Annotated in this window: 16 protein-coding genes; 12 read left to right on the top strand and 4 right to left on the bottom strand. The window is 42.7% G+C overall.

Annotated features, from left to right (window positions below; all coding sequences use genetic code 11):
* The first annotated feature begins 35 nt into the window (after positions 1 to 35).
* Positions 36 to 863, top strand: coding sequence for a MerR family transcriptional regulator (locus tag EV579_RS05395; RefSeq protein ID WP_133744100.1), 828 nt, complete (start codon positions 36 to 38; stop codon positions 861 to 863).
* A 50-nt stretch (positions 864 to 913) separates the two neighbouring features.
* Here the strand turns inward: EV579_RS05395 and EV579_RS05390 are convergent, their stop codons facing one another.
* From EV579_RS05390 to gltC, 3 genes are all read right to left on the bottom strand, one after another.
* Positions 914 to 2,743, bottom strand: a complete 1,830-nt coding sequence (locus EV579_RS05390; protein WP_025093146.1) for an ABC transporter ATP-binding protein — start codon at positions 2,741 to 2,743, stop codon at positions 914 to 916.
* Positions 2,736 to 4,472 carry an ABC transporter ATP-binding protein gene (locus tag EV579_RS05385; protein WP_133744099.1) on the bottom strand — a complete coding sequence of 579 codons (1,737 nt, stop codon included), beginning with the start codon at positions 4,470 to 4,472 and terminating at the stop codon, positions 2,736 to 2,738. Before EV579_RS05385 ends, EV579_RS05390 begins: the two co-directional genes overlap by 8 nt.
* A gap of 94 nt (positions 4,473 to 4,566) precedes the next feature.
* Complete coding sequence (gltC, locus tag EV579_RS05380) at positions 4,567 to 5,469, bottom strand: glutamate biosynthesis transcriptional regulator GltC (RefSeq protein WP_133744098.1); 903 nt, start codon at positions 5,467 to 5,469, stop codon at positions 4,567 to 4,569.
* A gap of 153 nt (positions 5,470 to 5,622) precedes the next feature.
* Between gltC and gltB the strand changes: the two genes are divergently transcribed.
* Complete coding sequence (gene gltB, locus EV579_RS05375) at positions 5,623 to 10,194, top strand: glutamate synthase large subunit (protein ID WP_133744097.1); 4,572 nt, start codon at positions 5,623 to 5,625, stop codon at positions 10,192 to 10,194.
* 16 nt (positions 10,195 to 10,210) lie between these two features.
* A complete protein-coding gene (gene gltD / locus EV579_RS05370) occupies positions 10,211 to 11,695 on the top strand; it encodes a glutamate synthase small subunit (protein WP_024428371.1) in 1,485 nt (494 codons plus the stop codon).
* A gap of 60 nt (positions 11,696 to 11,755) precedes the next feature.
* Here gltD and EV579_RS05365 read toward each other — a convergent pair whose 3' ends face one another.
* Entirely contained in the window at positions 11,756 to 12,958 is a 1,203-nt protein-coding gene (locus tag EV579_RS05365; protein WP_034621383.1) for a nitrate/nitrite transporter, read from the bottom strand.
* A 170-nt stretch (positions 12,959 to 13,128) separates the two neighbouring features.
* On the opposite strand from EV579_RS05365, the gene EV579_RS05360 reads away from it, so the two are divergent.
* From EV579_RS05360 to EV579_RS05320, 9 genes are all read left to right on the top strand, one after another.
* Positions 13,129 to 15,378: an FAD-dependent oxidoreductase gene (locus EV579_RS05360; RefSeq protein ID WP_133744096.1), complete on the top strand. Its 2,250-nt coding sequence runs from the start codon at positions 13,129 to 13,131 to the stop codon at positions 15,376 to 15,378.
* A complete protein-coding gene (nasC, locus tag EV579_RS05355) occupies positions 15,375 to 17,534 on the top strand; it encodes an assimilatory nitrate reductase catalytic subunit NasC (protein WP_044332985.1) in 2,160 nt (719 codons plus the stop codon). The genes EV579_RS05360 and nasC overlap by 4 nt, the downstream gene beginning before the upstream one ends.
* A gap of 69 nt (positions 17,535 to 17,603) precedes the next feature.
* Positions 17,604 to 20,015, top strand: coding sequence for a nitrite reductase large subunit NirB (gene nirB, locus EV579_RS05350; protein WP_133744095.1), 2,412 nt, complete (start codon positions 17,604 to 17,606; stop codon positions 20,013 to 20,015).
* Between the two features lie 23 nt (positions 20,016 to 20,038).
* Complete coding sequence (gene nirD / locus EV579_RS05345; protein ID WP_044332990.1) at positions 20,039 to 20,362, top strand: nitrite reductase small subunit NirD; 324 nt, start codon at positions 20,039 to 20,041, stop codon at positions 20,360 to 20,362.
* A 60-nt stretch (positions 20,363 to 20,422) separates the two neighbouring features.
* Complete coding sequence (locus EV579_RS05340) at positions 20,423 to 21,130, top strand: DUF421 domain-containing protein (protein ID WP_208300730.1); 708 nt, start codon at positions 20,423 to 20,425, stop codon at positions 21,128 to 21,130.
* A gap of 88 nt (positions 21,131 to 21,218) precedes the next feature.
* Positions 21,219 to 22,193 carry a pectinesterase family protein gene (locus tag EV579_RS05335; protein ID WP_133744093.1) on the top strand — a complete coding sequence of 325 codons (975 nt, stop codon included), beginning with the start codon at positions 21,219 to 21,221 and terminating at the stop codon, positions 22,191 to 22,193.
* A gap of 126 nt (positions 22,194 to 22,319) precedes the next feature.
* On the top strand, positions 22,320 to 23,804 hold the full coding sequence (gene dacB, locus EV579_RS05330; RefSeq protein WP_133744092.1) for a D-alanyl-D-alanine carboxypeptidase/D-alanyl-D-alanine endopeptidase: 1,485 nt from the start codon (positions 22,320 to 22,322) through the stop codon (positions 23,802 to 23,804).
* 25 nt (positions 23,805 to 23,829) lie between these two features.
* Positions 23,830 to 25,197, top strand: a complete 1,368-nt coding sequence (locus EV579_RS05325; protein ID WP_044333002.1) for an MATE family efflux transporter — start codon at positions 23,830 to 23,832, stop codon at positions 25,195 to 25,197.
* A gap of 64 nt (positions 25,198 to 25,261) precedes the next feature.
* The gene (locus EV579_RS05320; RefSeq protein ID WP_044333005.1) at positions 25,262 to 25,822 is read left to right on the top strand and encodes a CatB-related O-acetyltransferase; all 561 of its coding nucleotides are present in this window, start codon (positions 25,262 to 25,264) and stop codon (positions 25,820 to 25,822) included.
* Positions 25,823 to 25,830: the final 8 nt, after the last annotated feature.

The following is a 25,830-nucleotide window of genomic DNA, read 5'->3' as shown; positions in this document are numbered from 1 at the left end:
GGAGTTACTCCATAGTCAAGAAAGGAGCCTTCATCATGATCAATGATGTGCAAAAAACGTTTTTTACTGGAGAATTTGCCAAGCTATTTGATGTCAAAAAAGATACGCTTCTGTATTATGATAAAATCGATTTATTTAAGCCGGCTGGTGTTCACGAAAATGGATACCGTTACTATACACTTGAGCAATTTGACCATTTTATTGCGATTCAATCCTTGCGGGCTGTTCAATTTCCGATCAAAGAGTTAAAACAATATTTCACAGAACCTTCCCGCGAGAGACTGCAAAGCCTTGCGGCCGACCAAATAAAAAAAGTCAAACAAGAGATTGAAAAACTTCAAGACATCCAGGCTTTTCTTATGCGGGTGATGGAGACGACACATGAATTAGCAACTGTGAAAATAGGGGAGGTCCTGTTTCAAGAGCTGCCAGAAGAACCCGTTGTACTAAGTGCATCAAACCCGATCGATTTCAATACACCTGTAGAAGAAATATCACGTATTGTAGGGGAATTTTTAAAGGAAGTTGGCATAAAAGGGGCTGCGGCAAATGGTTCTGTCTTAAAAAAGGAGCAGTTCCGTAAACGGCACTATCATCAGTCAGATCAGCTGTTCTGCCGAATGGATGGCCCGGGGGCAGTCAAAAAACCAGGCGGGCTCTATGCGGTGATGTATGATCAAGGAACATTTGATGAGATCGAATCTGCTTATTCGCATTTGTTAGATGAAATCGAGAAAGAGGGCATGATGCTGGATGGAGATGTATATGAGGAGTATTTACTTCATTCGCTCATGTCTAAAGATGAAGCAGAGTATATAACGAAGCTCAGTGTAAAAGTGAAGAAGCGAGCAGATGACAATTGAAAAGAGGATAGACAGCATGTGACATGCGTGTCTATCCTCTTTTTTTGATGTTATCCCACTTGATTTTCGGCAAATTGACTCATATATAAGTCTGCATAGAAGCCTTTTTGTTTTAAAAGTTCGCTGTGCGATCCTTTTTCAATGATGCTTCCATCCTTCATGACTAAAATAAGGTCTGCATCCTTAATCGTTGAAAGTCTGTGTGCAATCACGAAGCTCGTTCTGCCTTTCATCAATTCATTCATTGCTTTTTGAATATGCATCTCTGTCCGTGTATCCACACTGCTTGTTGCTTCATCTAATATCAAGATCTTTGGATCAGATAAAATGGCACGGGCGATGGTTAACAGCTGGCGCTGACCTTGAGACAGGTTGCCTGCATCTTCTGTTAACAGTGTGTCATATCCATCTGGTAGCGTGCGGATGAAATCATCTGCATAGGCATGTTTGGCGGCTTTGATGACATCCTCTTTGGAAACGTGCTGCCTGCCATAGGCAATGTTGTCATAAATCGTTCCTTCAAAGAGCCATGTATCTTGAAGAACCATCGCAAATAATTCTCGTACTTGCTGACGGCTGAGGTCAGTTGTTTTGACACCGCCAATGCGTATGGAGCCCTGATCTAATTCGTAAAAACGCATTAAAAGATTAATGATGGTCGTTTTTCCCGCGCCTGTTGGTCCGACAATGGCAACCGTCTGTCCTTCTTGCACATCTAAATTCAAATCTTTAATAATCGGATGATCTTTTTCATATCCGAATTGAACTTGTTCAAAGCTCACATCGCCTGAGAGTGATGCAAGATCAATTGCCGCATCTTCTTCGGTACTTTCTTCTTCCTCATCAAGAATTTCAAAGACCCTTTCAGCAGAAGCGATCGCTGATTGAACTAAGTTTGCGACGCTTGATGCTTGCACAAGCGGCTGAGACATTTGCTGTGTGTATTGGATAAACGCCTGCACATCCCCGACACGAATATTCCCGTTAATGACTAGAATCCCGCCGGCTACACTGACTGCCACATAGCCAAGGTTCCCGATAAAGGTCATCATTGGCATCATTAAACCAGAAATGAACTGCGCTTTCCTTGATGATTCATACAGCTTTTCATTTAATTCATCAAATGTATCGATTGCTTTCTTTTCGTAGCCATACGCACGAACTGTCTGATGTCCTGTGAACATCTCATTGATATGTCCATTGATCGTGCCAAGCTCTTTTTGCTGCGCTTTAAAATGCTTTTGAGAAAATGACGTAATACCGCGAATCGCAAACAGGCTGAGTGGCAGCGTCAAACAAACAAGCAATGTAAGCAGCGGACTGATGAAGAGCATCATGACGACAATCCCAATGACTGTAATCACAGATGTAATCACTTGGGTGAGCGCCTGCTGAAGCGATGTATTAATATTATCGATATCATTCATCACACGGCTTAGCGTGTCCCCATGGGTTGTTTTATCAAAATAACGCAGGGGGAGACGTGTGAGCTTGTCATTTGCTTCCTGCCGTAATTCAGCAATGGTCTGTTGAGAGACACCAGCCATGACATATTGCTGAACGAATGAAAAGAGGGAGGCAACGACGTACAGCACGACAAGCAGTAAAAGAATTCGTGAAATGACGTCAAATTGAACGGCTGTTCCATTCGTAAAGCTGTCAAATAGGGAAGAGGTGGCATCCCCAAGCAGCTTTGGACTAATGACGTTAAAGACAGTTGAACCAATTGCTGCAATAAAGACGATGATCAGCTGAAATTTCCTTGGTTTTAAGTAGCCTGTCAAACGTAGCAGTGTTTTCTTAAATTCCTTCGGTTTTGCGGCTGGCCCTTTAGGGTGGCCGCCTTTATGCCCCATGCCAGAAGACATTTTCTTACTCATTCTCGCTCACCTCCTGACCTTCCTGAGATGCGACAATCTCTTGGTATACAAGATTATCCTTTATTAATTGTTCATGTGTTCCGATACCTGCGATTTTACCTTCATCAAGTACAATGATTTTATCACTATGCTTCACTGTGCTGATTCGTTGAGCCACAATGATGAGGGCTGCATGTGCTTTTTCTGCTTCTAATGATGCCCGCAGCTTTGCATCTGTTTTGTAATCAAGTGCTGAAAAGCTATCGTCAAACAGATAGAATGATGGTTTTCGCACTAGCGCCCTTGCAATGGAAAGCCGCTGCTTTTGGCCGCCGGATAGGTTAGAACCACCCTGATCAATTTCTGCATCAATTCCGCCATCTTTTTGCAAAACAAATTCTTCGGCCTGCGCAGTTCGCAGCGCCTGCCAGACGTCTTCATCGCTTGCATCCTGCTTGCCAAAGCGCACATTCTCGGCAATGGTTCCACTGAATAAAACAGCTTTTTGAGAGACATAGCCCATCTGGTTTCTCAGTTTCTCTTGAGGCAGCTCTCTAATGTCTACACCATCTAGTGTAATCCGGCCTTCTGTCACTTCATAAAAGCGCGTCATCAGCTGGAGAAGCGTTGTTTTCCCAGAACCTGTACTTCCGATGATGGCTGTCGTTTCACCAGTTTTGGCTTCAAACGTGATACCTTGAACGGCCGGTTTCTCAGCATTTGAGTAATAAAATGACACATCCTCAAAGCGAATGGATTGAGCGGGCTTGTGAAGGTCAGTCATAGACTCTTCTTTGTCTTGAATTTTTGGTTCCATGTTTAACACTTCATTCATGCGTTTAGCTGACGCTTGTGCTCTTGGGACCATAATAAAGCTCATCGACAGCATAATCAGTGCCATTAAAATCATCATCGCATATTGAATGAAGGCAATGAGATTCCCAACTTCCATTTCTCCGGCATCAATTCGGTTTGCACCAAGCCAGACAATGCCGATATTCGTGAAGTTCATGATGATTAGCATAAATGGAAACAAGTAAGCCATTAATCGGTTGACTCTAAGACCAGTATCCTTATAAGACGTGTTGGCTTCTTGGAATCGCTCCTTTTCATCATCCACACGGTTAAAAGCACGAATGACGCGGATGCCTGAAAGAGATTCTCGCATAATTAAATTCAGCCGGTCTGTTTTTTTCTGAAGCTGGCCAAATAGAGGGATGGCTTTTCTTGACACCAAATAGATGAATCCGCCAAGAAGGGGGAGGGCCGCTAAAAAGATAAGAGACAGGACAGCATCCCTGGAAACAGCCAAAATAATTCCGCCCACAAGCATGAGCGGGGCCCGCGTCATCATTTGTAAAATCATAATCGTCACATCTTGGACTTGTTTCACATCATTTGTTGATCTTGTAATAAAGGAAGATGTGCCGATCTTTTGAAATTCTTCTAATGAAAATTGTTCGACATGCACAAACAGCTGTCTTCTCATATCACGGCCGAAGCCAAGTGCTGTCTTTGATGACAAGTAAGACTTCCAAATGGTGAGCAAAATGGCGAGTAAAGAACAAGCCACCATCCAGCCACCAACCTTCCATATGTAAGCAATATCTCCCTGGACGATACCGACATCAACGATATCTGCTGTTAACGTCGGTAAATACAGCTGGAGCATACTGCTTAAAAAGGTGAGAATGACAATGGACACAACGGACAGCCGATACGGCTTTAAAAACGATAAAATTGATTTCATACGAATACCTTTCTTCCATATAGTCTTTTGTTCTGTAACCCATCATATACAAAGAGGGATTATTTCTACAAATGAAATGTCTTCTTTTAATGAATTATTTATATTGTTCAATTTTAGAAAAGAAATCCTTCACAAACACATAAAAATCATGGGCAGAAGGAGACATTTCGCGCGTTTTAGATGCAATAATTCCAACCGTTCGTCTCACTTGAGGAAAATCGATCGGAATTTTCACTGTAAATCGCGGTGTTGTTTCATAAAAGGCGCTTTCGGGTAATAAGGTAACACCCATACCTGCCGATACGAGACCTTTAATCGCATCCAAATCTTCTCCTTCAGATGAAATGGTAGGCTCATAGCCTGCCTGCTTGCAAGCATCAACCGCAATTTGTCTCAGCACATACCCTTCAGGAAATAACACGAAATGATCCCTTCTTAAATCACTTAAATGAATACTCCTTTGTCCGCTAAAGGGGTGGCTAACTGGTAAAAGGGCATAAATGCTTTCGGAAAACAAAATATTTCCTTCTATTTGAGAATCGTTTGTCGGTACGGGTCCTAAAAAGGCGAGATCGATATCTCGATTTTTGACCGCTTCAATGAGAAATTTATAGGATCCTTGACGAAGTAAAAAATCGACCTCTGGATATTCCTGCTTAAAGGCGGAGATGACAGAAGGGAGTACTTGGCTTGCTAGACTTGTAGGAAAGCCAATATTCACCGTTCCTTTGTGCGGGTCTAAGTATTCATCAATTTGCTCTTTCGCATAATCAATGGCTTTGAGTGCAGTTCTGACATGATCTAAAAATTGTCTGCCGATCTTCGTTAATTTGATATTTCGTCCTTCTCGTTCGAATAAGACCACTCCAAGTTCTTCTTCTAAATTCGCAATCTGCCGGCTGATGGCAGATTGGGCAACATGTAAGTTTTCAGCCGCTTCTGACACGTGTTCACGGTCTGCGACTTCTACAAAATAACGTAACTGACGAAGCTCCATTTTTGCACTTCACACCCATCTATCTCAAAAAGAGATTGTTTTGATCTAAATTATATATTGTTTATATCAATTTGAAAACTTAAAATAAGTTACAGAGTTTGTGAGATTTTATTACTGTGAAAAAACGGATCTTTTAAACGGGGGAGAGAAACGATGACTTATAATCAACTACCACAACCACAAGGTCTCTACCGTCCTGAATTTGAACATGATGCATGTGGAATCGGACTGTACGCTCATTTAAAAGGGGAGGCGACACATAGCATCGTCAAAAAGGGATTACAAATGCTGTGCCAGCTTGATCATCGCGGCGGGCAAGGCAGTGATCCGTATACAGGTGATGGTGCCGGTTTAATGGTACAGCTGCCAGACGCTTTCTTTAGAAAGAACTGCAAAGAATTTGCACTTCCTGAAAAAGGCCGTTACGGGGTAGGAATGGTCTTCTTTTCAAAAGATGATGACGAAAAAACGCGTCAAGCCATCGAACAGAAAATCAACGGGTTCATTAAACAAGAAGGCCAAACGTTAATTGGCTGGAGAACGGTTCCTGTCGATCCAGGAAAAATTGGTACTGTCGCAGCGAAGAGCTGTCCGGTTGTGAGACAGGTCTTTATCGGAGCAAACGACAACATCACAGATCGTTTGTCATTTGAACGAAAATTATATGTCATCCGTAAGCAGGCTGAGAACTGGGGAACAAGAGAGGAAAAGCAATTTTACTTTGTCAGCCTGTCGAGTCAAACCATCGTATACAAGGGGCTTTTAACATCAGATCAAGTCGATGCTTTTTATCTTGATCTACAGGATGAAACATTTGTTTCTGCATTTTCACTTGTTCATTCAAGATTTAGTACAAATACATTTCCTACATGGGAAAGAGCCCATCCAAACCGTTACTTAATTCACAACGGGGAAATCAACACATTAAGAGGAAACATCAATTGGATGAGAGCAAGAGAACAACAATTCGTATCTGAAGCCTTCGGAGACGATTTAGACAAGATTTTGCCTGTGCTGAATGCAGACGGAAGTGATTCATCCATTTTAGACAATGCCTTTGAATTCTTTGTGCTTGCAGGCCGTACACCTGCTCATACAGCAATGATGCTGATTCCTGAGCCTTGGACGGAAAACACGCACATGTCGAAAGAGAAACGGGCATTTTATGAATACCATAGTTCTCTCATGGAGCCGTGGGATGGACCAACAGCCATTTCCTTTACGGACGGGAAACAAATCGGGGCCATCTTAGACCGAAACGGATTGAGACCGGCAAGATATTATGTCACGAATGATGATCATATCATTTTCTCTTCTGAGGTTGGCGTAATTGACACAAATGAAGAAGATGTGAAGTATAAAGATCGTCTTGAGCCTGGTAAAATGCTGCTCATTGATCTAGAAGAAGGACGAATTATTTCTGACGAAGAAGTGAAATCGACCATTGCGAATGAACTGCCTTATCAAAAATGGCTCGATGAAGAAATGGTCCACGTCAATCGATCGGAAGAAAATTCAGAAAATTCTAGTATAATGGATGATTTATTGACGCGTCAGCGTGCGTTCCATTATACGTATGAAGACATTCAAAAGTATTTAATTCCTTTACTAGAGGAAGGCAAGGATCCAATCGGTTCAATGGGAAGTGACACACCGCTTGCTGTGTTATCAGATCGTGCGCAGTCTCTTTTTCATTATTTTAAGCAGCTGTTTGCACAAGTCACGAACCCGCCGATTGATGCCATTCGTGAGCAGCTCGTGACATCAACCATGACTTGGTTAGGTGCCGAAGGCGATATTTTACATCCGAATGAATATTCATGCCGAAGAATTAAACTTTATACACCGGTCTTAACGAGCGGACAATTTAACGGCTTGAAAACGATTGTTCATAATGCCTTTAAAAGCAAAACCATTCATACACTTTTCACCGATGATTTAAAGCGCGGACTGGATGCGATGTTTGAAGAGGCGGAAAAAGCGATCAGAGAAGGTGTCTCTTTATTAATCCTTTCAGATCGTGAAATGACAGCACATAAAGTACCGATTCCACCACTTCTTGCGCTAAGTGCACTTCATCAGCATCTTGTGCGTCAAGGTCTACGGACAAAGGTCAGTCTGATCGTTGAATCTGGAGAGGTGAGAGAGGTCCATCATTTTGCCGCACTAATTGGCTACGGCGCAGATGCGATTCACCCTTACCTTGTCTATGAAACGTACAAACAGCTGATTAAAGATGAAGCGATTTCGATCAGCTTTGATGAAGCTGTTACAAAGTTTGGTAAAAGCGTGACAGAAGGTGTCGTCAAAGTCATGTCCAAAGTGGGAATTTCCACTGTGCAAAGCTATAGAGGCGCGCAAATCTTTGAAGCAGTCGGGATTAGTGAAGACGTCATTCAAGCGTATTTCACAGGAACAGCTTCTCAGCTTGGCGGGATTGATCTTGACACCATTGCTCATGAGGCAAAACTCCGCCATGAAGCAGGGTATCAAGCTGCAACTGACCAGACACTTGAATCAGGCAGTGAATTCCAGTGGAGAAAAAATGGAGAGCATCATGCTTTTAACCCAAAAACGATCCATACGCTCCAGTGGGCATGCCGTAATGAAGATTACGATCTATTTAAACAATATACAAAAGCAGCGGATGAAGAAAGAATCGGCTTCCTCAGAAACTTGTTTGCATTTCAGCCAAAACAAAAGCCGGTTCGTCTGGAAGAGGTTGAATCTGCTGAATCCATCGTGCGCCGCTTTAAGACAGGTGCCATGTCATTTGGGTCTTTAAGTAAAGAAGCGCATGAGGCACTTGCGATTGCGATGAACCGAATTGGCGGTAAAAGTAACAGCGGAGAAGGCGGAGAAGATCCTGCCCGCTTTACAGTAGATGAACACGGTGATGACCGCAGAAGTGCGATTAAACAAATCGCTTCTGGCCGATTTGGTGTGAAAAGTCATTACTTGGTCAATGCAGATGAACTGCAAATTAAAATGGCGCAAGGAGCAAAACCTGGAGAAGGCGGACAGCTGCCAGGAAATAAAGTGTATCCTTGGGTGGCCGATGTACGTGGTTCTACGCCAGGTGTCGGATTGATTTCACCACCGCCGCATCATGATATTTATTCCATTGAGGATTTGGCCCAGCTGATTCATGATTTGAAAAACGCGAACCGTGATGCACGCATCAGTGTCAAGCTTGTATCTAAAGCCGGCGTTGGCACGATTGCAGCAGGTGTAGCAAAAGGAACTGCGGACGTCATTGTCATCAGTGGTTATGATGGCGGTACAGGAGCTTCACCGAAAACGAGTATTAAACACACAGGGCTTCCATGGGAGCTTGGATTGGCAGAGGCGCATCAAACCCTTGTGTTAAATGGTCTTCGCGAGAGAGTCGTTCTTGAAACAGACGGAAAGTTAATGACTGGCCGTGACGTTGTGATGGCTGCGATTTTAGGAGCAGAAGAATACGGCTTTGCGACAGCTCCACTTGTCGTGCTGGGCTGCGTGATGATGAGAGCATGTCATTTAGATACTTGCCCAGTCGGTGTTGCCACACAAAATCCAGAGCTTCGCAAAAAGTTCATGGGTAACCCTGATCACATTGTGAACTTCATGATGTTTATTGCAGAGGAAGTAAGAGAAATCTTAGCAGAACTTGGCTTTACATCAATGGATGAATTAATCGGACGTACGGACGTCCTAGCGGTCAGTGAACGAGCAAAAGCTCACTGGAAAGCAGGCCAGCTAAACCTTGAAACACTGCTTTATCAGCCAGAAGGAGCGCGGACATTCAGAACACCGCAAAATCATAAAATTGACGAATCGCTGGATATGAATGAAATCCTTCCTTATGTGCAAGAAGCGCTGAATCATCAAACACCGGTTGATCTATCATTGAACATTCGCAATATCAACCGTGTGGCCGGAACCATTACTGGCAGTGAAGTGTCTAAGCGCTACGGGGAAGAAGGCTTGCCAGAGGATACGATCACACTCAGATTCACTGGTTCAGCTGGACAAAGCTTTGGCGCATTTGTGCCAAAGGGCATGTCTCTCTATTTAACAGGTGATTCAAATGACTATATCGGCAAAGGACTCTCAGGAGGCAAAATTGCTGTTAAAACGTCTGATCATTTTGTACAAAATGGACATGAAAACGTCATTGTAGGAAACGTTGCATTTTACGGAGCAACTAGCGGAAAAGCTTATATTAACGGCCGTGCTGGTGAACGATTTGCTGTTCGTAATTCAGGTGTACATGTGGTTGTTGAAGGAATTGGAGATCACGGCTGTGAATACATGACTGGCGGACGTGTCGTTATTTTAGGAGACGTTGGGAAAAACTTTGGTGCAGGTATGTCTGGTGGTGTGGCTTACATCCATACATCGGATGCAAAACAGTTCAAAAGAATGTGCAATATGGAAATGATCATGTTTGAAAAGCTCACAGATCATGAAGAAGAACTAGAAGTAAAGCAAATGATCAAGGAACACCTTGATTATACAAAAAGCTCAAAAGCAGCAGCACTTCTTGAAAACTGGGAGCAAGAAAAGGATCAATTCATCAAAGTCATTCCGAGAAATTACAAAATGATGCTTCAAAGTATTGAAGAACAAAAACAAGCGGGCCTCAGTCATGAAGAAGCGGTGATGTTTGCCTTTGAAGCAAACACAAAACCGAAAAATCAAGAAACGGCAAACGGGCAAAAAGCAGCCCTCGCTCATTAAGAAAGGGGAGAGGACAATGGGCAAAGCAACAGGTTTTATGGATTATAAAAGAGAAAAGCCAAATGAACGTGACCCTCTCACTCGTCAAAATGACTGGAAAGAATATTCAGCTCCTTATACAGATGACGTATTGAAAAAGCAGGGCGCTAGATGTATGGATTGCGGAACACCGTTTTGTCAAATTGGGATGGAGATCAGGGGCGGCGTGTCTGGCTGCCCGATCTACAATTTAATTCCAGAATGGAATGATCTTGTCTATCGCGGGAGATGGAAGGAAGCACTCGAAAGACTGCAAAAAACAAATAATTTCCCAGAGTTTACTGGGAGAGTATGTCCTGCACCTTGTGAAGGGTCATGTACAGTCGCTATCAATGATCCGGCTGTTTCGATTAAAAATATCGAACGCACGATCATTGATAAAGGTTTTGAAAATGGATGGATCACACCAAGAATTCCTTCAAGCCGTACAGGGAAGAAAATTGCCATTGTCGGCTCAGGACCAGCAGGACTTGCAAGTGCTGATCAATTAAACCAAGCAGGGCACGCTGTCACAGTGTTCGAGCGTTCGGACCGTCTTGGCGGACTGCTGACATACGGGATTCCAAATATGAAGCTCGACAAAGAAGTGGTCGAGCGAAGAGTCAAACTTCTAAGACAAGAAGGCATTGACTTTGTGACGAACACAGAAATCGGCGTGGATATTACTGCTGATGAACTGAAAGAGCAGTTTGATGCAGTTATCCTTTGTACAGGTGCACAAAAGCAGCGTGATCTATTGATTGAAGGCCGGGAAGCAAAAGGGATTCACCTTGCGATGGATTATTTAACCCTTGCAACGAAAAGCATGCTTGATTCAGGATTTAAAGACAAAAACTTCATTGATGCAAAAGGAAAAGACGTGATTGTGATTGGCGGAGGAGATACAGGTGCGGACTGCGTGGCAACTGCACTTCGCCAAAAAGCAAAAAGTGTTGTTCAATTCGGGAAGCATCCAAAGCTTCCGGATACACGTGTAGGGGATAACATGTGGCCAGAACAGCCTTATGTCTTCTCGCTGGATTATGCTTATGAAGAAGCACAAGCAAAATTCGGAGAAGATCCGCGTCAATATTCAATTCAAACCACAAAAATTGTGGCAGATAAAAATGGAAAATTAAAAGAGCTTCATACCATTCAAATGGAAAAGGTGAAAAACGAACAAGGGAAGTTTGAATTTCATGAAATTCCAGGGACAGAAAAGGTATGGCCTGCTCAGCTCGTCTTTATTGCAATTGGTTTTGAGGGAACTGAACAGCCGCTTGTGAAACACTTTGGCGTGGACAGCAAAAACAATCGCATTGACGCAAAATATGGGGAATATACAACAAATGTAGAAGGCGTATTTGCAGCGGGAGATGCAAGACGCGGGCAAAGCTTGATTGTCTGGGCAATTAATGAAGGCAGACAAGTGGCGCACGAGGTAGACCGTTATTTAATGGGGAGTTCGGTTCTGCCAAAATAGGTCAAACAAAGGGTGTTACAATATAAAGAAAAGCCATGACCAACGTGTGGTCATGGCTTTTTATGATTCAGAAATGGTATGGTTGATTAACACTTTTTTACGTTTAAGCTGCGATACGACTAAACAGAGGAAGACAATCAGAACAAAAAGGGAAATGGTCAAAAAGCCAAACGTATATGAGCCAGTCAATTCTTTTAAACTGCCAAGAATATTAGGTAAAAAGAATCCGCCAATGCCTCCAGCAGCCCCAACAATTCCGGTCACAATCCCAATTTCTTTATGAAATACTTGAGGCACCAGCTGAAAAACAGCGCCATTTCCCATCCCAAGGCACATCATCCCTACAAATAAAAGCGCAATGACCACAGGTAAAGCTGGAAGACTGCTCACGCCTCCTAAGCAGATGCCGATGATTCCGAATAATCCAAGCAGTACTTTCATTCCGCCTATTTTATCGGCAATGAGACCGCCCACAGGCCGAAAGAAGCTGCCTGCCGCCACACAAAGTGTCACAAAATCACCAGCATGAATCTTCGAAACCCCATATTGATCCACAAAGAAAATACTGAGGAAACTGGAAAGCCCGACAAACCCTCCGAATGTGATCGCATAAAGCAAACAGAAAAACCAAGTCGATTTCACTTGAAATACTGAAAAGTACGACCGAATCGGCTGAGGAGCGGGCTGATTTGGTGCATCTTTTGCAGTGAAAATAAAAAACAAAAAGACAAGACTTAACGGAATCAAAGCGAGCCCCATTACGGCATGCCACCCGTAAATCTCCGCAAGTCTTGGACCAAATAAGGTGGAGATTAGTGTTCCACTATTCCCGGCGCCTGCAATCCCCATGGCTACTCCTTGTAAGTGAGGAGGATACCAGCGGCTTGCCATTGGCAAAGCAACAGCAAAACTTGCTCCTGCTACTCCAAGCAAAATCCCAATCAGTACGAGCTCTGAAAGGGTTGTACCAGCGATAAACCCCCAAATAAGCGGAATCGTCGTTAAAAGCATTCCTATCACTGCGGTCTTTTTAGGTCCTATTCGATCGGTGAATAAACCAAGCACAATCCGAAAAAAAGAACCAGATAGAATTGGAATGGCCACAATCATGCCTTTCTCTACGGTTGATAAAGCAAAATCTTGTGCAATAAAAGCACCCAGCGCCCCTAACAAAACCCAAATCATAAAGCTCACATCAAAATATAAAAAGGAACCAAACAATGTTTTAGGATGACCACTTGATTTTAATTCTGAGAGTTTCATAAAACGCCTCCTCTATTTTGAATTTTCTGACTTAAAGATAGCGAGTTCACTTATGTAATGAAAGTATTATGTGAGAAAAATTGACATGAATAAACACTTTTTTACAAGTGTGTGCCATAATCAATCCATACAATGTGCTCGAGCAAGAGGCTTAGAAAGGTTGATTTCAGATGGCAAAACGCAAACTTGTGTTTATCGGAAACGGCATGGCGAGTATGAAATGTATCGAAGAGATCATTCAAAAGCAGCCAGAACTTTATGCCATAACAGTCATTGGAAAAGAGAAGCACTCTGCCTACAATCGAATAAAACTTTCGTCGATTTTACAAAAAAGCGAATCATTCGCTGAAATTCAACTAAAGGAAAAAGAATGGTACACCGCGCATGACATCACATTGTACAAAGGAGAATCAGTTGTACATATCGATACAAATCGAAAGTGTGTCATGACAGATGCGCGCCGGGCAATTCCCTATGACAAGCTCGTCATTGCAACGGGTTCATCGCCGAATTTTCTTCCTATTCAGGGTCTGTCCAAAAAAGGGATATACGCTTTTCGGACAATTGATGATTATGAGGCCATTTGTGCGGATGCGGTGCATTATCAACAAGCAGCAGTGATCGGAGGCGGCGTGCTTGGTGTGGAGGTAGCAGCTGGTCTGCAGATGGCGGGGCTTGAAACCACCATCATTCATTATACGGAGCGGCTGATGCAGCGCCAATTAGATGAAACAGCAGCCGGATTATTACAGCAAAAATTCATACGAAAAGGCATTCAGGTGAAAACAAATGCCCATACCATTGCATGCTTAGGCGGTGAGAGGGTAGAAGGCGTTCTATTGAAAAATGGCGATATCGTGGATGCTGATCTTGTTGTTTTTACAACAGGTATCCGTCCGAATATACAGCTTGCAGAGAATCATGGCATACACACGAGAAAAGCCATTGTTGTCAATGACGTGATGGAGACAAATATCCCGAATATTTATGCGATTGGAGAATGTGCAGAGCACCAAGGGATGGTGCATGGCCTTGTTCAGCCCATTTATGAACAAGCAAGCGTGCTCGCTAAGCATCTTTTAGGAGAAAAAATCACACATACACCAAAGCCCATTTACTCAACAAAATTAAAAGTACCTGATTTGCCGATTTATTCTGCTGGCTGTATTGAACATCATTCTCCGTTTATGTCAGCTGTGACTTATTTAGATGAAGAGCAAGAGGTGTATAAAAAATTCGTCTTTGAACGTCAGGCGCTGGCAGGTATTTTATTCGTCGGAGAGCTGGGGAATGCCGATCAGCTTTTGCAAGATATAAAAGTGGGACGTGATAAAAGTGTGGTCATGAAAGCCCTTCATGAAAAGCCATCATCCCCACTAGATTCATTAAAAATGGAAGACCTCGTCTGCCAATGTCAAACCGTTACAAAAGGGACGATTTTAAAAAGCATTTCGGTTCATCAGCTGACAAACTTAGACGAGGTGAAAAAACAGACAGGGGCAGCAACTGGGTGCGGCGGCTGTCAAGAGCTCGTCCGTGCTTGCTGCCAGTTACCATCACATGAACAAACGGAATCGCAGGTCTTTTTTTGTCCATGTACAGAAGTAGAGGAGCAGACCATTTTTTCGTTTATTAAAAAGCAGCAGCCGGTGAATGCTGAAGAAATAAAAAGACATTTTCAATGGAAAACGAATCACGGCTGCGGCATCTGCCGGCCGGCCATTCAATACTATCTCGAGCAATTTCAAGGATCGGTGGAAAAAATCGGCGCTGCTGAACAGGAAGACATGTTGATTCCTCAATTATATGGAGGCCGGCTTGATCTGGATTTTTTGAAAATCATTACGTCTTTGTTAGAGAACAGGCTGATTGAGCAGGCAGAGCTGACAAAGCATAAACGAATACGGCTCATCGGTGTGTCAAAACAGGCGGCACAAATTGTCAAAAATCATTGGCCAATTATGCCTAATGAGAAAAGAAGACTATCTCATATCCTTTCATGCGACTGTGACGATCCAGCTGTCACGTCACTTGTGATGGAGCTGGAAAGACAAGTGGAAGATACACTTTTACCAGCTGTCACCTCCATTCATATCACCGGTGCTTCTTGCACGTGTAAACTTGCTCCAATTGATGACATCTGTCTGAAAAAGCAGCTGGGTGAATGGAACATTTATATAGGAGGCCAGCTTTTTTACACCTTGGCTCATTCAAGTGAGCTTATTCCTTTTTTAAAAGCGCTGCTTGAAGAGTATAGAAAAAATGCTTACTTTCAAGAATCTATTGGCGATTGGCTGTCACGGCAAGGAAACATTTCTATTCGAGAAAAGTTACTTGATGAGGAAATAAGAGAAGAGCTCTGTGCGCAATTTGACCAGAGCAGACAAGGAAATGTAAGACATAAGGAAGTGAAGGTATGAGTCAATCTTTTTTACAATATGCCCAGCAAAAATCAAAGCAGGAAGAACAAAAGCGAGTATTCCCAGGCCAATGTCCTTTTTGCAGTATGCAGTGCAAAATGCAATTAATCGAGCAGCATGTGGAAGGGCGAACACGCTACCAAACGATTGGTGTACACAATCCAACTACGCACGGAAGACTTTGTATGAAAGGACAGCATGCCCACCAGCACGCGCTTCATAAAGATCGCCTGAATCACCCGCTGATCAAAAGAAACGGACAATTTGTAAAAGCGACATGGCAGGAGGCTCTCGAAGAAATCAAAACAAACATAGAATCCCTTCAGCTGTCGCATGGCCATGATGTGATCAGTGTGTACGGAAGCGCATCAATTACAAATGAGGAAGCGTACTTACTCGGGAAATTTGCAAGAGTGGCGCTGAAAACGAAATACATCGATTATAACGGCAGACTATGTATGTCTTCGGCAGCAACTGCCGCAAATCAAACATTCGGACTTGACCGTGGCCTGACCTTTCCTTTAAGCGACATCAAGCATGCACGGGTGTTGATATTGGTTGGAACGAATATAGCGGAATGTCAGCCAACCTTCCTGCCCTACATTGAAGAGGCAAAAAACAATGGCGCTTTTCTCATCGTCATTGATCCGCGCAAAACTCCGACAGCCCAATTAGCCGATTTACATGTCAGCCTCAAACCAGGGTCTGATGCCGCACTGGCAAACGGCATATTGCACATCATGCTGCATGAGCATTTAATCGATGAATCATTTATTCATCAACGAACATCAGGTTTCCAAAAACTAAAGGAGCACATCTCACGCATCTCCCTGCCAGACATTGCTGAGCAAACTGGCGTGACGATTGATGTGATGCAGAAAATAGCAAGGAAATTCGCGCAAGAAAAGACAGGTATGATTTTTACAGCAAGAGGCATTGAGCAGCAAATAGACGGTACAGCCTCTGTGCGTAATTTCCTGAATATTCTGCTTGTTACTGGGAAGATCGGCCGCTTTGGATGCGGCTATGGCGCAATAACCGGCCAGGGAAATGGCCAGGGAGCAAGAGAGCATGGGCAAAAAGCAGATCAGCTTCCAGGATATCGAGATATCTCAAACCCTGCTCACAGAAAAGAAATGGCTGAACGATGGAACATTGATGAAAAAGAACTTCCAGGAAAGGGCGTGTCTGCTTTTGAAATGTTTGAAAAAATGCAGGCAGGTGAAATCAAAGCGCTCTTTTTAATGTGCTCAAATCCTGTCCAATCAGGGCCAAACGCGCACTTGATTCAGCAAGCCATCAAGAACTTGTCCTTTTTTGTTGCCGTTGATTTATTTATGTCTGAGACAGCTGCGCTGGCAGATGTAATTTTACCGACTTCGTCATATTTAGAGGATGAAGGTACCGTGACAAACGTAGAGGGCCGCGTTACGCTTAGAGAAGCAACATATCCACTTAAACACCAAAGAAAGCACGATTGGCAAATCATTTGTGAAATAGCAGCTGTATTAGGCAAAGGAAGCCATTTTTCCTTTTCATCCGCAGAAGAGATCTTTGAGGAATTAAGAGCCGTAACGAAAGGTGCAAAGGCTGATTATTCAGGCATAACCTATGAAAGGCTGAGGAAGGAACAAGGCATAAGGTGGCCTTGTACTCATTTAGAAGATTCGGGAACTGAAAGATTATTTGAACATGCATTCTCACATTCTGACAGTTTAGCGAAGTTTGCCGTCGTCACACACGAAAAAAAGGCTGCAAAGGAACCCGTCAGTCAAGAATACCCTCTTTATTTAACGACCGGCAGGGTGATGGCTCATTACCAAACAGGCGTTCAAACAAGAAGGAGCACCTCTCTTGTTGCCAGACAGTTTGAAGCATATGCAGAGCTTCATCCTGATACAGCGAAAACGTATGGACTTCAGCACGGGGAGCTCGTGACCATCAAGTCAAAAAGAGGAAGTGTCATCATCAGATGCCGCATCTCAGACACCATTCGAAAAGATACCGTGTTTGTCCCATTTCATTGGAGCAAACATCAATCAATTAATCTATTAATTGATGATCAACTAGATCCGCACAGTAAAATGCCAGGCTTTAAATATTGTCCTGTACAGCTGTCAGCCTATGTGAATGAAAAACTATGTGAGAAATTTTAACATGTATTTTCCATCTATGTTTAGATTATGGTATTTTCTAAAAAATGATCACATGAGGGGTGTTTATTCATGAAAGAAAAACTCGTATTAGTGGGGAATGGTATGGCGGGCATTCGAAGCCTTGAAAACATTTTAAAAACAGACGGCGAACGCTTCGACATGACGGTATTTGGGAGTGAACCGCATCCTAACTATAACCGAATTCTTTTATCGAAAGTTCTTCAAGGAGATACGAAGGTCGAGGATATTACGTTAAACGATTGGAACTGGTATCAAGAGCATAATATTCAGCTGTTTACAAACGAGACCATTGTGAAGATTGATACAGAGAACCAAACAGTCACCAGTGATCAAGGACGGACCGTGAATTATGACCGATTGATTTTAGCAACAGGGTCCCTTCCATTCATCCTGCCAATTCCAGGGAGTGATAAAAAAGGCGTAACGGCTTTTCGTACATTGCAAGACACTGAGGAAATGGTCAATGCCTCTACCATGTACAAAAAAGCAGCAGTCATCGGAGGCGGACTCCTTGGGCTTGAAGCAGCACGCGGCCTATTAAACTTAGGCATGGAAGTGAATGTCATTCATCTCAGCTCTCATTTAATGGAACGCCAGCTAGACCCTATTGCAGGCCAGCTTCTTCAAAAAGCATTAGAAGAACAGGGGATGAAATTCCTGCTTGGAAAACAGACAAATGAGATTTTAGGAGATACAAGAGTAGAAGGATTATCATTTTCAGACGGCACTACACTTGAGACAGACCTAGTCGTCATGGCTGCGGGAATTAAACCAAGTAAAATGCTTGCAGAAATAAGCGGGCTTGAAGTGAACCGAGGTATTATTGTCAATGATTTCATGGAAACAAGTGTACCGGGCATTTATGCCGTCGGCGAATGTGTGGAACACAGGGGACAAACGTACGGATTAGTTGCTCCTTTATACGATCAAGCGACTGTACTTGCCAAGCATGTATGCGGCTTGAACCCTGCTCCATATGAAGGCTCTGTTCTGTCAACACAGCTGAAAGTATCTGGAGTTGATGTATTTTCAGCTGGTGATTTTATTGAAAACGATGAGAAAAAGGCGATCAAAATTTTTGACGAACAAAAAGGCATCTATCAAAAACTCGTCTTCCAGCAAAACCGATTAGTAGGCGCCGTCATGTTTGGAGAAACAAGCGACGGACCTCGTTTATTCTCGTACATTAAAGAAGGAATAGATATGTCGGATATGGAGAAGGTATCTGTCTTAACCTCCAATGATTCGGCGCAAGAAAGCACGATTGACAGCATGGCAAACGACCATATCGTTTGCGGCTGTAATGGCGTGTCAAAAGGGCAAATTGTAGAAGCCATTCAGAAAGAAGGCTTAACAACGTTTCAGGAAGTCAAGCAATGTACAAGTGCCTCACGATCTTGCGGAGGCTGTCAGCCTGTTGTCGAAGAGATTCTTTGGCATACGCTAGGTGAGGATGCAAGCCGGACAGCCCAAAAAGAAACCATCTGCGCCTGCACCACTCTTTCACGAGATGAAGTCATTCATGAAATCAAAGAAAAAGGCTTGCAGCATGTCAAAGAAGTAATGAATGTACTTGACTGGAATACAGAAGAGGGCTGTTCAAAATGCCGACCTGCACTGAATTATTATTTAGGCATGCTTTATCCACTTGAATACAAAGATGAAAAGAGCTCACGCTTTGTAAATGAACGGATGCATGCCAATATTCAAAACGATGGTACCTATTCAGTTGTTCCGCGAATGTACGGCGGCGTCACCAATGCAAATGACTTGAGGAAAATAGCCGATGTCGTCGACAAATATGAAATACCGCTTGTGAAAATGACTGGCGGTCAGCGTATTGACCTTCTAGGTGTCAAAAAAGAAGATTTACCAAAAGTGTGGGCGGATCTAGATATGCCATCGGGTTATGCTTATGGGAAATCTTTAAGAACAGTTAAAACATGTGTTGGAGAACAATTTTGCAGGTTCGGCACGCAGGACTCCATGGCTCTTGGAATTGCACTTGAAAAGAAATTTGAAGGTCTTGCGACACCGCATAAAGTAAAAATGGCCGTCTCTGCTTGTCCGAGAAACTGTGCAGAGTCCGGAATTAAAGACCTCGGTATCGTGGGGATAGATGGAGGGTTTGAATTGTACGCCGGCGGAAATGGCGGCACGCACTTGCGGGCTGGAAATTTATTAATGAAGGTCAGTACAGCAGAAGAAGTAGAGCAAATGGCCGCAGCATACCTGCAATATTACAGAGAAACGGCAAATTATTTAGAAAGAACCTCTGCTTGGGTTGAGCGACTTGGGTTAGATCATATTCAATCAGTACTCCTGGATGATGAAAAACGAGCAGCCTTAATCGAAAGAATGGACATTGCGCTTTCAACATATGAAGAGCCTTGGCAGGAGCTTCGCGAGAGCCAAAAAGACACGAGACAATTATTTCAAAAAGCGACGGCTTCCGTATAAATCAATTGAAGGGATGAGATCATATGACAGTTTCAGTTGTTAAAGTTCACATTGGCACCCTATCAGATTTTCCGCTCCAGCTAGGGAAAACAGTTGAAGTCGGTACACTTGAATTAGCTGTTTTTCAAACTTCTAATAAGCAGTTCAAAGCCATTGAAAATCGCTGTCCTCATAAAGGCGGCGTTCTGGCTGAAGGCATGGTGAGCGGGAATCACGTTTTCTGTCCAATGCATGATTGGAAAATTGATCTTTCATCAGGAAACGTACAAGCACCAGATCACGGATGCGTTAAAACATATGAAACATTCGTTGAAGGGGACAATGTCTTTATTTTATTGCCTTCATAAATGGTTTAGATCCTTCCTTTCATGTATATGCTGTATATAAATGCAGCAAGAAAGGAAGGAATGTTTGTGCCGTTCGTTAATATTTTGATTGAACTCTTAATCGGATTTTTCGCTTTATTTTTTATTACAAAATTATTAGGGAAAACACAATTTGCACAAATCACACCGTTTGATTTCATTTCTGCACTAATTTTAGGCGAAATGGTCGGAAACGCTATTTTTGATCCGGAAGTCAGGATTCAGCACATTTTGTTTGCTGTTGCAGTATGGGGCGTTCTCATTTATACAGTTGAATGGCTTTCACAGCGCTTTAAATCCATTCGCGCTTTTTTAGAAGGAAGACCTACTCTTGTGATTGATAAGGGGAAGATTCGCTACAATCGGTTGAAGAAGAATATGCTTGATATCAATCAGCTGCAGACACTGGTGCGAGGAAAAGGCCATTTTGCCCTGAATGAAATTGAATATGCTATTTTGGAAACGGACGGCTCTGTCAGCGTTCTTCCGAAAATGAAATACGCCCCAGCCACAGCCGAAGATGTGAACGTGAAGGGAAAAGAAGTGAAATTGCCTAGAACGTTTATTATTGACGGCGAAATTTTAAAAAAAGATCTTCAAGAAGCCGGCTTTGATGAATCTTGGCTGAATGAGCAATTAAAAAAGCAGCATATTTCCTCTTATCGAGACGTTCTATTTTGTGAATGGATTGAAAATGAAGGGATTTATGCGATGCAATATGAAAAGTCTAAAAAAACATCCACAACATAAAAACGTGGGTGTTTTTTTGTGCGTGTACGGAATAGGATCAAAAAGAATGTTTGATGAAAACGTTCACAAAATGAGGGGGAGATATGTGATGAAATTTAGAAACATATGGATGGTCATGGTCTTGTCTTTCTTTCTTTTTGACCCAGCTTCACTTCAAGCAGCAGAAGCCGGGCATAACCGCGTCCTTGTCGTTGATCAAAAGGGAAGCGGGACATACCGCACCGTTCAGTCTGCCATTGATGCGATTCCAGCAAACAATCAACAACCGGCAACGATCTATATTAAAAATGGCGTATATAAAGAAAAAATATTGCTTCCGCAAAATAAACCACACGTATCCTTTATTGGCGAAAACCAGCACAAGACGATTCTTACGTATGATGATACAAATGCAAGCACTGGGAGTACAACAAACAGCTCAAGCACAATGATTCGTGCAAACGATTTTTATGCAGAAAATATCACCTTTCAAAATACAGCTGGCAGACATGCGGGTCAGGCAGTTGCACTGTATGTGTCTGGCGACCGGGCTGTGTTTAAACAAATACGTGTGTTAGGCTATCAAGATACACTTTATGCAACAGGCACTGGGCGGCAATATTACGAAAACTGCTATATTGAAGGCACGGTCGATTTTATTTTTGGATCAGCCACAGCTGTGTTTAAAAGAGCTGAAATAAAAAGTCTTGGAAATGGGTATATTACTGCAGCATCCACAACAGAAGCACAAAGGTACGGCTATGTATTCATAGATTCTACGTTGAAAAAGGGAACGGCAGCTGCGCAATCGGTTTATTTAGGACGTCCGTGGAGACCTTATTCGGCTGTGACATTCCTCCATACAAAAATGGATGACCATATAAAAGCCGAGGGATGGCATAACTGGGATAACCGTGACAACGAAAGAACAGCCAGGTACAAAGAATTTGGATCGACAGGAGCAGGAAGCAGTCCAGCAAACCGCGTAAAATGGTCAACCATTTTAACCCAAAATGAAGCAAGTCAAATCACAGTTCAGGCTGTTCTTGGCGGAGCCGATGGCTGGAATCCAGAAAAGAGGTAAAGGGCTTGTCAGTTTTCGTCAAAGAAAGCTGACTTTTCTGTTTAAAAAACCTTTGAGAACAAACGTTCTTTTGTGTATAATGAACATATTCTTCTAAAATTGGCTGCAACAAAAAGGAGGGATTGCGTGAAGCGTTTTTCACAGCTCATGTTTTTACAAATATGTATCCTGTCGATTTTATTTCTCCCTTTTTCAGCGAAAGATGAACAACTCAAAGCTCGTGACGATTCACTTCAATGGATGACAGCTTTAGACGAATTCATACGAACAGCACCTGATTTAGAGGGCGCGATCTCTGGCATCAGCGTCCGCGATACTTCTGACACCTCTCTTCTTTATGAACATCAAGCCGATATTCGTCTTACTCCTGCTTCTAATATGAAACTGCTCACATCAGCCATCGCACTTGATATACTTGGAGAAACACACACATTCCCTACAGACATCTGGATGGATGGTTCCATTCGAAAGAAAACGTTACATGGCAGCCTTTATCTTCGCGGCACCGGCGATCCGACTTTATTAGAGAAGGATTTTGCAGCACTTGCCAAACAAGTCAAAAAGGCCGGAATACATAGCATTCGCGGACAGCTTGCAGCAGATGACACTTGGTTTGATGACACGAGATACTCCATTGACCTGCCTTGGAGTGATGAGGATCAATATTACGGTGCACAAATTTCTGCTCTCACTGCTTCACCGAATCTAGATTATGATGCAGGGACCATGATTCTCGAAGTAAAACCAGGGAAAAAAGCAGGACAGAAAGCCGCCTATGATATGATTCCGCAAACGGATGTCGCTCAAGTCATCAATCAAGTGAAAACAGTTCCAGAAGGCGGAAAAAAGAAAATCTCTTTTAAGCGCTCTCATGGAACCAACAAGATAACGTTGACTGGAACCATTCCGGTTAAAGCAAGCTCATCTAAACAATGGGTAGCTTTATGGGATCCGGCTGCCTATGCTTTAGACTTAATGAAACGAGCGTTAAAGGCGGAAGGGATTCAAGTAAAGGGACCGCTGAAATCAAAACAAGTTCCTAAACAAGCCAAAAAAATTGCTTCCCATACATCGATGCCATTATCAGAGCTGCTTGTTCCTATGATGAAATTAAGCAACAATACCCATGCAGAAATTTTGCTAAAGGAACTAGGCAAAAAAGTGAAGAACAAAGGGAGCTTTGAAGCTGGGCTGGATGTCATGAATGAACGGCTTCCTGCGTTTGGCATCGATCCTTCGCTTGCAGTGCTGCGTGACGGATCGGGGATATCACCTATTAACCTTGTCTCCGCTAACCAGTTCACTTTATTTTTGACAAACATTCAAAAGGAAAAATGGTTTAAAACCTATGAACATGCGCTCCCTTTAGCAGGGGCAAGTGAACGAATGGTGGGGGGCACGTTAAGGAACAGATTGAAGGAACCAGCTACACTAGAAAAAGTACGTGCAAAAACAGGGTCGTTAACAACGGTCAGCACACTTTCTGGATATATTGACACGCAGGGCGGAAAAACGCTCGCTTTTTCCATCTTATTAAATCACCTTGTTGATGACGAAAAAGGGAAAGAGATAGAAGACCGTATTGTCAGCATACTTGCTGAGAATCTTTAGATTTAGAGAGAGAAGGAGAACCATCATGACGTTAGATAATAATCAATCTTTAGTAAAAACCATGTCCATTTTTCTCATCCCGCTTTTGCTAAGTAATATTTTGCAATCGATCGGACAATTAGTGTCTATTGTTCTTGTCGGAAGATGGATTGGAGAGGATGCAGTAGCTGCCATTTCTGCATTCTTTCCGCTTTTCTTTTTACTCGTTTCTTTTTCCATTGGCATTGGATCGGGGAGCTCGATCCTTATTGGACAAGCGTATGGAGCAAAAAATGAACAGAAATTAAAAGAAATTATTGGCACAACGCTTTCATTCACTTTTTTAATCGGAGTATCTTTAGCGATCATTGGAGGTTTTTTCGCAACTGATATCTTAAACCTCATGGGAACACCCGCTAATATCGTGGAGGAAAGTGCGGCATATGCCAGAATTCTATTCATCTCAATGCCGATCTTATTTCTTTATTTTGTTTATACGACCTTCTTGAGGGGAACAGGGGATTCGAAAACACCTTTTTATTTCTTAATGATTAGTACGGCAACGAATATTTTGATGCTGCCCATTTTATTATTTGGCTGGCTGGGACTGCCGGCGTTCGGCTTATATGGCGCTGCGTATGCTTCTGTGATTTCAACAATTGTGACGTTTATCATTCTACATATCTACTTATATAAGACAAAGCACCCGCTTCGCATTGATGCATCGGTGAGAAAGCATTTATTGATGAAAGGGGATCTATTAAAAACGTTATTAAAGCTTAGTATCCCATCAAGCATTAATATGATCCTTATTTCTTTATCAGAAATTGCCGTTATTTCTTTCGTCAACGATTATGGATCACAGGCGACAGCTGCCTATGGTGTTGTCAATCAAGTCGTGAGTTATGTGCAGATGCCGGCAGTGAGTCTTGGCATTGCGGTCTCGATCTTTGCAGCACAATTCATTGGTGCAGGGAATATGAATCGACTGAAAGATGTCATTAAAATTGGGTTAGGACTTAACTTTGCCATAGGCGGATGTATCATTATTTTCGTTTATATTTTTGCACCGCAGATTTTATCTATCTTTTTAACAGATCCTAAGACGATAGACATTGCCTATAGTTTGGTCGTCATTACACTATGGAGCTATCTCATTTTTGGAACGGCCCAAATTGTTGCAGCCACAATGAGAGCAAGCGGGACAGTTCTTTGGCCAACGATCTTTAGTATTTGTTCCATTTGGCTTGTAGAAGTACCAGTCGCTTATGTGCTATCACACTATACATCCCTTGGCATTAAGGGAATATGGATTGGCTACCCTGCTGCGTTCTTTGTGAACTTACTCCTCCAATACAGCTACTATCAGCTCGTATGGAAGAAAAAACAAATTGTAGCGCTTGTTCAATCATAATGTGAAAGCGTAAAGCAGCATATACATACGAAGATCTCTCACTTTTAAGGAGGCCGGATCTTTTATGTTTTTGAATCAAAGAAGTGAACTAAGCTCGTACAATATCGGTGACTTTTCTTATGCCGGACCAGATTTCCAAGTGTTGACGTGGGGGGAAGGAACGACATTACATATTGGGAAGTTTTGTTCTATCGCAAACGAGGTGAAAATTTTTCTAGGCGGGGAACACCGTACTGATTGGGTCACAACGTACCCGTTTAATCAAATTTTTAAAGAAGCTGCCCATATTAAAGGACATCCCAAATCGAAGGGGGATGTTCATATTGGACATGACGTATGGATTGGATATGGTGCAACGATTATGTCAGGAGTATGTATAGGAAACGGGGCCGTGATCGGAGCAAATAGTGTAATCACAAAAGATGTGCCGCCATATGCAATTGCCGCAGGAAATCCCCAGCAGCTCATGAAATATCGATTTTCATCCGAAATAATCGAAAAACTGCAGTTATTAGAATGGTGGAATTTAGAGCTTTCAATCATCCAATCTATTTTTCACCTTTTACAATCTCATGATATTGAACGTTGTATAACTGTAATAGAAGATATAAAAAAGAAAGGCTGAGAAAGCCT

Origin of the sequence: Bacillus sp. BK450 (assembly GCF_004364885.1) — a bacterium.
GTDB classification, from domain to species: domain Bacteria; phylum Bacillota; class Bacilli; order Bacillales; family Bacillaceae; genus Bacillus; species Bacillus safensis.
This window is presented reverse-complemented; position numbering and strand designations above follow the sequence as displayed.